Source organism: Mesorhizobium sp. CA16, from assembly GCF_020165175.1.
GTDB lineage: Bacteria > Pseudomonadota > Alphaproteobacteria > Rhizobiales > Rhizobiaceae > Mesorhizobium.
In genome coordinates this window covers 111,374-123,305 of the sequence record NZ_JAIUHP010000008.1, presented here as the reverse complement: position 1 = coordinate 123,305, position 11,932 = coordinate 111,374, and the positions used below count along the sequence as shown (strand labels likewise).

Annotated in this window: 6 protein-coding genes; all 6 read left to right on the top strand. The window is 65.8% G+C overall.

Going from position 1 to position 11,932, the window contains the following annotated elements; all coding sequences use genetic code 11:
• Positions 1–245 precede the first annotated feature (245 nt).
• The 6 genes from tssL to LB525_RS13740 all read left to right on the top strand — a co-directional run bounded on the left by tssL (position 246) and on the right by LB525_RS13740 (position 11,683).
• Positions 246–1,781: a type VI secretion system protein TssL, long form gene (tssL, locus tag LB525_RS13765; protein WP_224545023.1), complete on the top strand. Its 1,536-nt coding sequence runs from the start codon at positions 246–248 to the stop codon at positions 1,779–1,781.
• Entirely contained in the window at positions 1,781–5,308 is a 3,528-nt protein-coding gene (gene tssM, locus LB525_RS13760) for a type VI secretion system membrane subunit TssM (protein ID WP_224545022.1), read from the top strand. The genes tssL and tssM overlap by 1 nt, the downstream gene beginning before the upstream one ends.
• Before the next feature lie 117 nt (positions 5,309–5,425).
• Complete coding sequence (locus tag LB525_RS13755) at positions 5,426–6,205, top strand: PP2C family protein-serine/threonine phosphatase (RefSeq protein ID WP_224545021.1); 780 nt, start codon at positions 5,426–5,428, stop codon at positions 6,203–6,205.
• Entirely contained in the window at positions 6,202–8,745 is a 2,544-nt protein-coding gene (locus LB525_RS13750; protein ID WP_224545020.1) for a serine/threonine-protein kinase, read from the top strand. Before LB525_RS13755 ends, LB525_RS13750 begins: the two co-directional genes overlap by 4 nt.
• An 11-nt stretch (positions 8,746–8,756) precedes the next feature.
• Positions 8,757–9,245, top strand: a complete 489-nt coding sequence (locus tag LB525_RS13745) for a DUF1036 domain-containing protein (RefSeq protein ID WP_224545019.1) — start codon at positions 8,757–8,759, stop codon at positions 9,243–9,245.
• The gene (locus LB525_RS13740) at positions 9,242–11,683 is read left to right on the top strand and encodes a M23 family metallopeptidase (RefSeq protein ID WP_224545018.1); all 2,442 of its coding nucleotides are present in this window, start codon (positions 9,242–9,244) and stop codon (positions 11,681–11,683) included. Before LB525_RS13745 ends, LB525_RS13740 begins: the two co-directional genes overlap by 4 nt.
• Positions 11,684–11,932 lie beyond the last annotated feature (249 nt).

The window sequence follows — 11,932 nt, the reverse complement described above, 5'->3', positions numbered from 1 at the left end:
CCGTCTCTTCGAGCATCTTGCTCTCCGATTTCAATCGGCGGGCCGTTTCAATTGGGTATCCGGGCGACTAGAATGCCCAGGGACGCTTGCCCGGCGGGCAAAGCGGCGTGGCTTGGGGCGTGTGCAGCAATGTCATGTTTCGGCGAGATGAGCCTGTCCATGCGGTGCACCGCCGAGGCTCAGGCTGGAACGCGTTTCCCCGGGCCAAAACCTGCTCATTGCAATTCGAGGGCGGGTTGTCGCCGATGAGTTCCAAGGACGATCCTTCCAGGTCGGCGGATAGAACCGTCATCCGCGCGCCGCGGCCGAAGCAGAAGCCGCTTGCGGCTCCCGAGAGATCCGGTCCGGAAGGCGCACGTCCTGCTCCATCGCCTGCCCGCGAGGCGACAGTGTTCGACCCCGGCGGCGGCCGACAGATGCCAACCGGTTGGTCGTCCGGAACCGTGCTGTTTCAGGGGCCTGCCCCGGGAGCGGTGGACAATGCGACGCCGGGGCTGCCGCAGGACGCCGTGCTCGCCGCCGCCGAGGGCGTGCGATATGCCGCGACAAATCCGATCCTTGCCGCGGCGGCGCCGCTGCTGATGCTCTTCGGCCAATTGCGGCTGATGCCGGTCGAACGGCAAGCCGCACCCTTGGCGGAGCGTATCGCCGACGCGATCGAGACTTTCGACCGCGCGATCGCCAAAGCCGGCGTAGCCGAGGAAGACGCACGCATCGCCAAGTTCGCCCTTTGCGAAACCGCCGACGACCTCGTCGGCAACCTACCTTGGCCGGACAAGGACAGCTGGCCTCAGCACAGCCTGGCGGCGCGGTTCTTCCATACCCAACCGACGGGCACGGGCTTCTATGGAGCGTTGAACAAGATTCTCGCCAAGCCGGAAGCGCATTACGACCTACTCGAATTGATGCATGCGTGCCTGTCGCTGGGCTTCGAAGGCCAGTATCGGGGGCTGACGGGCAAACGAAACATGCTCGAACGCGTCCGGCGCGACGTCTACGACACGCTGCGCTACTTCAAGCCGCGCGCCAATGATGACATCTCGCCACGCTGGCAAGGCATGGCGGCGGCGCTGCCGAAGCCAAGGGCGCGGCTGCCGCTCTGGGCGGCAGCGGCCGCCGCGGCGACGCTGGTGACAGCGGCCTTCTTCGGGCTGCGGATGCTGATCACCGACGAAGGCGACGCGACCGCCGGCGAATTGCTGGCGCTCAACCCGTCGACGCCCGTCACCATCGAGCGCGCCAGCGTGGCGGCGCCCACTGAGCCCGCGCAACCCAGCCCGCCGCCGCCCGCGGTTCCGGACACCACCCAGATCGACCGCATCCGCGCCGCACTTGCCAAGGAGATCGCCGGCGGCGGACTGAGCGTCGGCGAGAAGGGCGAGTTCATCGTCGTCGAGGTCAATAACCAGCTTTTGTTTGCGTCCGGCCAGGCGGAGGTGAAGCCGCAGTTCCAGCCTGTCGCCGCCGACATCGCCACGGCGCTCGATGCTGAACCGGGGCCCATCAATATTATCGGCCACACCGACAATGTGAAGCCGAAGAAATCGAGCACGTTCAAATCGAATTTCGATCTTTCCGTCGCCCGGGCGAAGGCTGTCCAGGCAATGATGGCCAAGCAATTGAAGGACCCGTCGCGGCTGAGCGCCGACGGCAAGGGCGAGGATGAACCGATCGCCGACAATGGCACTGCGGAAGGCCGCGCCAAGAACCGCCGCGTCGATGTGATGATCCCGAAACAGGAGACCTTGCAGACGAGCGCGGCGGCGGAGAACGGCGACTGATGCGCTGGATGCTGCGTATTTTCAGCCTGGCTGCGCTTGCCGGTTTCTCGGCGGCGGTCTGGTATGCCGGGCCGCTGATTCGCTTCGCCGATACGCGCCCGCTTGGACCTGTGTGGCTCAGGGCCACCATCATCGGCGTCACCATCGTGGCACTCGCACTGTTCTACGGGATCCGCTTCTGGCAGCGGCGCAAGGCGCAAAAGGCGCTCGAAACGGCCATCGTGCGCAGCGACGAGCGCGACGACGATTCACAGCTGCTTGAAGCGCACATGAGCGAAGCCATCGCGATGCTGAAGCGGACGAGCGGCAAGCGCAATTTCCTCTATGATATTCCCTGGTACATCATCATCGGCCCGCCAGGCGCCGGCAAGACGACGGCGCTGGTCAATTCCGGGCTGAAGTTCCCGCTTGCCGGCTCCGGCAGCGCGCAGCCGCTGGCCGGCGTCGGCGGCACGCGATCCTGCGACTGGTGGTTCACCGACGAGGCGGTGCTGATCGACACGGCCGGCCGCTATACGACGCAGGAATCGGACCGCGAGCGCGACAAGGCAAGCTGGCTCGCCTTCCTGGGACTGCTCAAGAAGCACCGCACCGCGCAACCGATCAACGGCGTGATCCTCGCCATCAGCCTTGCCGACCTGATCGGCTTCCACGACCGGCAACTCGACGCGCATGTCACCGAGATCAGGAGCCGCCTGCGCGAGCTGCACGAGACGCTGAAGGTCCAGTTCCCGGTCTATCTGCTCTTCACCAAGGCCGATCTCATCTGCGGCTTCATGGATTATTTCGGCGATTTCGACGAGACGCGCAGGCGCAAGGTGTGGGGGGCGACGTTCCAGACCGCCGACCGCACCAAAAACATGGCCGGCGAGGCGCCCGCAGCCTTCGATGAGCTGGCGAAGCGGCTCGCCGAAGAAGTCGCCGATCGCTTGCAAGAAGAGCCCGACCCGGTGGCGCGGATCGCGCTGTTCGGCTTCCCGGCCCAGTTCGGCGCGCTGAAGAACCGGATAACGCAGTTTGTCGGCAGCCTGTTCGACACATCGAGGTCGCAGGTCAATGTCAGCCTGCGCGGGCTCTATTTCTCGTCCGGCACGCAGGAAGGGACGCCCTTCGACCAGGTGTTGGGCGCGATCGGCCGCAGTTTCGGCAGTGCCTCGCAGATGCATCTTTCCGGCGCCGGCAAGAGCTTCTTCCTGCACGACTTGCTGGCCAATGTGATCTTCCCGGAATCAGGCTGGGTGTCCTTCGACCGGGCGGCCGAGCGGCGCGCGAAGCTCGCCAGGTTCGGCGGCCTTGCCGCGATCGCGCTGGCGGCTGCGGCAGCGCTCGGCATGCTTGGCCTCAGCTTCTTCGCCAACAAGGCGCTGATCGCTTCCACACGCCAAGCCATGGCGCATTATCGCGACAGCGCCGATAGCCTGCTCAAGAGCACCACGGTGACCGATGTCGACCTCGAAAACGTCATCGGTCCGCTCGACCAGCTGCGCAACCTGCCGGCCGGGTTCGAAAATAGCGACCAGGGAAAGCCGATCGAGGAGACGTTCGGGCTCAGCCAGCGCGAGCGGCTGCTGTCGGCCTCGAAGACGGCCTACCGGCAGGCGCTGGAGCGGACCTTCCGCTCGCGGCTGCTGGTGCAGGCCGAGCGGACGATCCAGGCCAGGATGGCCGATCCGATCGCGCTTTACGAGCCGCTCAAGATCTACCTGATGCTGGGCGGCAAGGCGCCGAAGGTCGACGACGAGCTGATCGTTTCCTGGATGAAGCAGGACTGGGAGGAGAACCGCTACCCCGGCGAGAACAACCGCGAAGGCCGCGCGCAGCTCGAAAAGCATCTGCGCGCCATGCTTGCGCTTGACGACGCCTACGATCCGACCTTCGCGCTCAACCAGCCGCTGGTCGAGGCCGCGCAGCGCTCGCTCGGACGCATGAGCCTCGCCGACCGCGCTTCGGCGCAGATCAAGTCGGCGGTCTACGCGGCAAAGCTGCAGGATTTCTCCATCGCCGCGAACGCCGGTCCGGAAGCGCAGCTGGTGTTCGAGCGCACGGATGGCAGCGAGCTCGCCGATCTTCACGTCCCCGGTCTTTACACGCGCGCCGGGTTCAATCGCTTCTTCCTGCCGCAGCTCTCGCGCATCGCGCAGATGCTCGTCGACGACCAATGGGTGCTCGGCGGCGGCGGCGAACAGGGCGGCATCGACCAGGACCTGCCCAGGCTCGGTCCCGAGCTCATCGACCGCTACGGCAAGGAATTCGCCGCCGCCTGGAACGGCGTGCTCGACCAGCTGAAGCTCAAGGCGATGCTGAAGGACAAGCCGCAATATCTGGCGCTCTCCGCCCTCGCCGCGCCGGACTCGCCGCTCGACCAGCTCTTCACCGCGATCGCCGATGAAACCGCATTGACGAAGGATAGCGGCGCCGACGGCGATATCGGCACGGCGCAGCCGGACCCCGCCAGCATGGCCAAGGGGCTGGCCCGCATCGGCCTGCAGATCGCCGGCGGCAAGTCGCAGAGCCGCGCCGGCGCTAGCTCGGCCGTCGTGCAGAATGCCGGCGCGAGCGTCGAGGCGCAGTTCCGCTCGTTCCAGGCGCTCGTCGGCGGGGCCGCCGGGCGCCGGCCGCTCGACGCGCTGACGCAGAACTTCCACGACATCTTCCAGAGCCTGAAGCTCGCGGCCGATGTCCCCACGCAGACCGAGCGCGTCAACGCCAATTTGCAGCTGCAGATCTCGACGCTAAGGGCCAATGTCTCGCGCCTGCCCAAGCCGCTGGCGCGCATGGTCAACGCGGCGGCGGACGAACTCGAAGGCAATGTCGCCGAGGCCTCCGTCGCCAACCTCAACCAGAGCCTCGACCAGACGGTGACGCGCGTCTGCGAGGAGGCAGTCAACGGCCGCTATCCCTTCACACGCGACGGCACCGACGAGATCTCGATGGCGGATTTCACCAAGCTGTTCGCGCCTGGCGGCCTGATGGACCGGTTCTTCGCGCAGAACCTCGCGCCGCTGATCGACATGACCGGCCAGGAGTGGACTTGGAAGCAGGACGCCCGTTCCAGCCGCGACCTGGCCAAGTCGACCTTGAAGGCGTTCCAGTCGGCGGCGGAAATCCGCAGCGCCTTTTTCCCTTCCGGTGGCTCGGTGCCCTCGGTGTCGATCACCATAACGCCCACCTCATTGAACAGCGAAGTCGACAGTGCTTTGCTCGACGTCGACGGGCAGACGGTCCAGAGCGCCCAGGCCGGCAACGCGCCGAGCATCGTGACATGGCCGAGCGGCGCCGCTTCCGGATCGGCGAGCCTCAGCCTCGTGCCGGAAATGCCCGGCCGGGAGTCCGCGCTCAAATTTGAAGGACCATGGGCATTGAAGCGGCTTTTCGACAAAGCAACCATCACCGGCGACGGCGCCAACACCGAAGCGCGCTTCGTGATCGGCGGACGCGATGTCGCCTACACCATCCAGGCCGGCTCGGGCGCCAATCCGTTGCTGCTGCCGGCCTTGTCCGGCTTCAGCTGTCCGAAGGCGTTCTGAGATGGTCGGTCCCAGCCTTCATTTCGGTACTCTAATACATACGCTTGTGGCAGAGTGGCCTGGGCACGCGGCCCATGGCTGGTCACAGAGGACGCCTGCTGAGCGCTTGGTGGCAAATTGAGCACTGTCGCCCTCCCCATCGACAGCTTCGGCGTGAGCCACAAGGGCTGCGTGCGCGACCACAATGAAGACAATTACCTCATCGAGCCGCAGACCGGGCTGTGGGTGGTGGCCGACGGCATGGGCGGCCATGAGGCCGGCGAAGTCGCCTCGGCCAGCATCGTCGACCATCTGGCGACGATCGGAATTGCGAGCTCGGCGCCGGATCTTCGTGCCCGCTTCGAGGACAGGCTCAGCCGCGCCAACGCCGAGATCCGCAACATCTCGCGCTCGCGCGGCATCACCATCGGCTCCACTTTCGCGGCCCTGCTTGCCATGGATGGGCGCTTCGCCTGCCTGTGGGCCGGCGACAGCCGCATCTATCTCGTCCGCAACGGCTCGATCTCCCAGGTTTCCAAGGATCACACCGAGGTGCAGGAATTGCTCGACCGCGGCATGATCAGCGCCGAGGAAGCGCGCGTCTGGCCGCGCCGCAACGTGATCACGCATGCGATCGGCGTCAGCGACGAGCTCGAGATCGATTTCCAGCAGGGCGAGCTGATGGCGGGCGATGTCTTCGTTCTGGGCACAGACGGATTGACCGCGCATGTCAGCGACGCCGAGATCGAGGCCGCGGTCAGATCCGCCACGCCGCGGACGGCATGCGAGAACCTCTTGAAAACCGTGCTGGCGCGCGGCGGAACCGACAATGTGACTATCGTGCTCGTGAAGATCGGCGGCGGGCAGAGTGGCGCGCTCCATCCGGATCGGTCCGCAGCGGAGGGCCTGGCCAGATGAGCGACGACGACAGGACGCGAATTTCGGCGAACGTCACCTATGCGGGTGTCGGCACGCAGCTCAGCGGCATCTACGAACTCGACGAGAGGATCGCCTCCGGCGGCATGGGTGAAGTTTATCGCGGCCACAACATCCAGACCGGCGACCATGTGGCGATCAAGATCGTGTTGCCCGAATTCGCCCGCGATCAGACGATCCTGTCGCTGTTCCGCAAGGAAGCATCGATCCTCAACCATCTGTCGCACGACGCGGTGGTTCGCTACCACGTCTTCACCATCGATACGGGGATCGGCCGCCCCTATCTGGCGATGGAGTTCGTGGATGGCCAATCGCTGTTCGACGTCATGCGGCGCGGGCCGATGCCCGGAGAGGACGTGCGCCGGCTTTGCCATCGGCTCGCATCGGGGCTCGCCGCAGTGCATAAGGCCGGTGCGGTGCACCGCGACCTCTCGCCGGATAACATCATTTTGCCGGGCGGGCAGGTCGAGCGCGCCAAGATCATCGATTTCGGCATCGCCCGGTCGGCCACCGTCGGGGGCGAAACGCTGATCGGAGGCAAATTCGCCGGCAAATACAACTACGTCTCGCCGGAACAGCTCGGCCTCTATGGCGGCGAGGTCAGCGAGCAATCCGACATCTACAGCCTCGGCCTGGTGCTGGCCGCGGCGCTGCGCGGAAAGCCGCTCGACATGAGCGGGTCGCAATATGAGGTCATCGAAAAGCGCCGGGCCGTGCCGGACCTGTCGGATATCGATCCCGATTTCCGCGAGCTGATCGAAGCCATGCTGCAGCCGGATCCGCGCGACCGGCCGGCCAGCATGGTCGAGATTGCCAGGGCCTCGCGCGGCGAGGATCTCGAGGCGACATTGCCGCCGCCGGTGTCGTTTGGGGCACGCGAACGCTCCGGCCTGCCGCGCGCCGGTTGGACGGCGCTGCCGGATTCCAAACCGCAGCCGCCGGCGTCTCCCGGCGAGCCCCGCTTCGTTGAGCATGTGCGTCCCGCATATCTGTCGGAGCCACGGCCCGCGCCGGCAGCCGCCCCGGCCAGTGCGCCCGCACCGGCCGCACCCAAAAAGACTTCGCGTATGCCCGCCATCGCCGGCGGGGTCGCGGCTCTCGCTGCGCTGGTCGGGGGCGGCGTTTATTTCAGCGGTGTCCTGGCGCCCCCGCCGGCAACGGTAACACCCAAGCCACTGACGCCGAAGCCGGTCGCCGAAGCCGCCAAGCCGGTGGCCGAGGCGCAGCCACCAGAGGCGCCGAAACCTCAGACGCAGGCACCGGCCGCGGCTCAGCCGCAGGCGCCGAAGCCTGACGGCGCCGCCACCATCGAGACGGCGAAGCCGCCTGTCCAACCCGATGCGGAGGCAAAGACGCCCTACGAGAGGCCGGCCCGGCCTGCCACTCAGCCGGAGAGCGAGGCCAACAGCCAACCGCATCTCCCACAGGTCGAGACCAAACCGGCGCAACCGCCGGCGGCGCAATCGCCGAAGCCTGCGCCGGCTCCCGCGCCAGCGGCCACCGAAAGCCACAAGCCGGCGCAGCCTGCAGGCAAGCCGGCAGCCAAGACGCCGGAACCGAGCCAGGCGGCTGAGAACAAGCCGGCGCAAGAGGCAAATCCACCGGCGGCCAAGCCGAGCGTAAAAGAGCTCGTGGAGATGCTTTCCAAGTTGCCCAAGCCGGCGGCTTCCCCACCTCCAGCTTCGCAAAGCCAGGCATCGACGCAGCCGACCCCTCAGCCGGCCGAGCCGAAGGCGCAGACCCCAACACCCAGCCAGCCGGAAACGCCGATCGCGCCGGCACAACCAGCGCAGCAAGCGCAGCCGCCGGCAGCCAAGCAGCCCGACAACACCGACGTTGCCATCAATGTGCCCAAGCCGGCGCTTCCTTCAGCGGAAGACGACATGATCAAGTGGAACGACCAGCGCTCCTGGGTGCGTGATTTCAGCGGCGGCAGCTGTTTTTACGCGAACGTCACTTCCGGACCTGGCGCCACCCCGACGATCGAGGGATACGCAACGGCGGTGCAGCCCTTCGAACAATTGCTCAATGATTTCCAGTCCAGGTTTCACGCCGAGCCGGACATCAGTGTGCGCCTGATCACCCCGCCGCAGTGCGGCGTGCCCACTTTCCTTCGCTTCCTCGACCGAAGCTCGGCTGCAAAGCCACAGCTTGTCCTCGACCGGACATCGGTCCCCGACGGATCGCCGGTCAGCGGCGCGCTGTATACGGGCGGCGGGCTTGTCTCGAACATCATGCTGATCGACCACAAGGGCATCGCCTTCAACCTCGACGACCGCATGGTGCCGCAGACCGACAAGGTGACCTTCAACATCCCGATCGGTCTCGCTGCCGCCGACAAAGCAGCCGCCAAAGCGGTGCCGCAGATCATGCTGGTAATCACCGGCCCCAAGGACATCCAGGCCGCCATGTTCTCCAGGCCGACGCCGGCCTCGGAGCTTTTGCCGAGGATCCTCGAGGAGATCGAGGCCGATGGATCGCAGTTCTCCGCCACGGCCACCTATTTCCGGCTTGGCGGATAGCATGAACGCCGATGGACCTTCGCCGCCTGCGTTATTTGGACCAGCCCTCGCCACGCAAGCAGCGTAGCCGGCTCCGATTGCCGAGCCGCATCACGCTTGCGGCGCTGCTCGGCGCGGCGCTGTTCTGGATCTTTTCGCCCGCCAAGGCGCATGCCGAATTCACCGTCTGCAACCAGACGCTCGACGTCGTGAATCTCGCGGTCGGACAGAAAGTCGACAATGCCGACCAGACGGACGGCTGGTGGACCATCGGCGCCAACCAGTGCGTCAACGTCATCCGCGAGGAGCTCACCAACCGCTATATCTATCTCTATGCGACGGACGTCTTCGGCCACGCGATCCTCAACGGATCGACCGAGATGTGCATCGACCGGCGGCGCTTTTCGATCCGTGGCATCGAAGAGTGCTGGCAGCGCGGCCATATCGCGGCGCGCTTCGTCGAGGTCGATACGCAGGAGCAGGTGCGCTGGACCTATTTCCTGACCGGAAACAGCCCGTGACGCACTCGATCGACACGAGCTTCAAACAGAAAAAGCTGGCGCGCTTGGCCGAGCGCCGGCGCAAGCTCCGGCGCGGAATCCTTGCAGGGGCCGCAACGCTCGCCGTCGTCGCTTTGGCCACCGGCTTCTACCTGACCAAGGACTATTGGTCGTTTGGCGACGAGGACGAGGAGCTGCATCCCGTCGAGGGCATGGAAGACGTGCCGCCCGATGCCTCGGTCTATGTGCCGGCGATCATCGATCTCGCCGGCGATCCGATGTGGATCACGCTGGCGCCCGATGCCGACACCGCGACTAAGGGCAAGACCGTCGCGCGTCCGGCTGAGCTCGACAGTTCCGGAGCTTCGCCGCAAATCGAGATCCTGTCCGACGTGATGCTGAGCGCCAGCGAGAAGTTCATGACGACGATCCCGTCGACGCAGGAGGATTTCGCCTTCTTCCAGGCGCAGCGGCAGGCCGCTTCCAAGCCATCGGCGGCGACGCCCGACGACGCGCAACCGGCACCGCCCGCTCCGGCCGCGGCGCCAGACGATCAACAGGGCGATCCGCAGGGCGACCTCGAGAACGATCTCCAGGCGGCGCCTGACGAGAGCGACGCCGGCCCGGCGACCAAGGCCGACGCCGACGATCCCGAGGCCGGCTGGGGCGAGACCATCGACCAGGGGGAAGCCGCGCTCCCGGCTTTCAAGAAGACCGCGGTCGAGAACAACACGACCGTGGCGACCGTCGCCAGCGAATACCAGCGCTTCGAGGCGACCGAGGATACCTTCGTGAAGATCCTCAACGACCGCAGCCTGGACAGCGTGGCGCTCGACGCGCATTTCTCCGCCGACGACGCGAAGCTTGCGGGCGAGGCGCTGAAGACGCTGTTCAACCGCGACGGGCTGGAGCCCGGCTTTGTGGTGGCCATGCGCGGGTTCCGTCCGAACCGCGAGACGACGACGATGTCGCTGATGCAGGTCTCGATCTACGCCAAGAATGTCTATGTCGGCACGCTGACGCGTAATGCGGCCGGCGCCTTCGTGTCGGGCGTGGATCCGTGGGTTCGCGAGGACCTCTTCAACTATTCCGGCGCCTCGGACCAGGGCGGGCCCAAGCGGCAGTACCGCCTGCTCGACGCGATCTATTCGACGGCAGCACGCAACAAGGTGCCGACCAGCGTCATCGGCGAGGCGATCATGTATCTGTCGCGGGGGCAGGACCTCGACGCCTTTGCCAGCGAGGACCAGCGCCTGGTGCTGATCTATTCGCAGACGCCGCGCGGCCAGGGCGAAATCTCCGGACGGGTTCTCTATGTCGGCGTCCAGGGCGCGCAAAAGAGCCTCGACTGTTTCGTCTTCCAGCAGAGCGACGGCCAGTATGCCTGCGTGACGGGCGACGATCAGGTGCGATCGCTGACCGTCACCAACGGCATGGTCACACCGGTCGCCGGAGTGATGACCTCGACCTTCGGCCCGCGCAAGCATCCGATCCTCGGCACGGTTCGAATCCACAAGGGCGTCGACTGGGCGGCTCCGGTCGGCACACCGATCGTGGCCGCCTTCAACGGCGCGATCTCCTTTCAGGGCGATGGCGGCGGCTACGGCAATCTGGTGAAGATCACGCATGCCAACGGCCGCGAGACGCGTTATGCGCATATGCAGAAATTCGCCATCGCCAGCGGGGTCGGCACCAAGGTGAAGGCCGGCGACGTCATCGGCTATATCGGCACAACAGGGCTTTCGACCGGCCCGCATCTGCATTTCGAACTCTATCAGAATGGCGTGGCGATCGATCCGCTGGGCACGGTCACTTCGGTCGCCACCGCCGTTTCCGTCAGCTCCGGCGGCTCAGGGGATTCCGCCGTCGAGACGCTGACCGACCGGATCGTGCACGTCGAAAGCGGCGGCAGCGCCCGTGCCAAGAACCCGCTTTCGTCCGCGACCGGCGCCGGCCAGTTCATCTCCAAGACCTGGATCCGCATGATGAACACCTATCGTCCCGATCTCGCCCGCTCGCTTTCGACCGCCGACCTTTTGGCGCTCCGCTACGACGCGACGCTGTCGCGCGAGATGGTGCGCAACCTGGCGCGCGAAGGCGAAGCCTATCTGCGCGCCCGCGGCCACCAGATCACCGCCGGTCGCCTCTATCTTTGCCATTTCCTCGGCATGGAAGGGGCGCATCAGGTGCTGGCGGCACCGGGCTCGTCGCAATTGACCGCGGTTCTGGGATCAGCCGTCATCCAGGCCAACCCGTTCCTTACCGGCAAGACCGCCAGTTATGTCGTGGACTGGGCCGAGCGGAAAATGGGGCAGAAAGCGCCGCGCGTGGTGACCGACCAAGGCCAGCCGGCGACGACCACGACCGAAATCCGGCAGACGTCTCCGGAATTCGAAAAATACAAGCAGGCGATCACCGCGCTGATAGGTTCGATCCAGAATACGCTGGAGCCCGGCTAACGGCACTGCACAGGGATTTTGACCTCTCTTTGCGTTGGCAGATGGCATGCATTGAAGATTAGCCGAAACGCCCATCGCGATCGTCATTCTATGGCGGAGCAAGGAGCGAAGCGACGCCGCGCAGACCATAGAATGACGAGGTTGGGGCGGCTTCAACCAATTCCCGGCGTTTGCGCTGATTTCACGGAAATCACCAAGGCGCTGATCTTCGGCACCGGCATCGCGGTAGGCGGTGCGCTCAAGAACTGA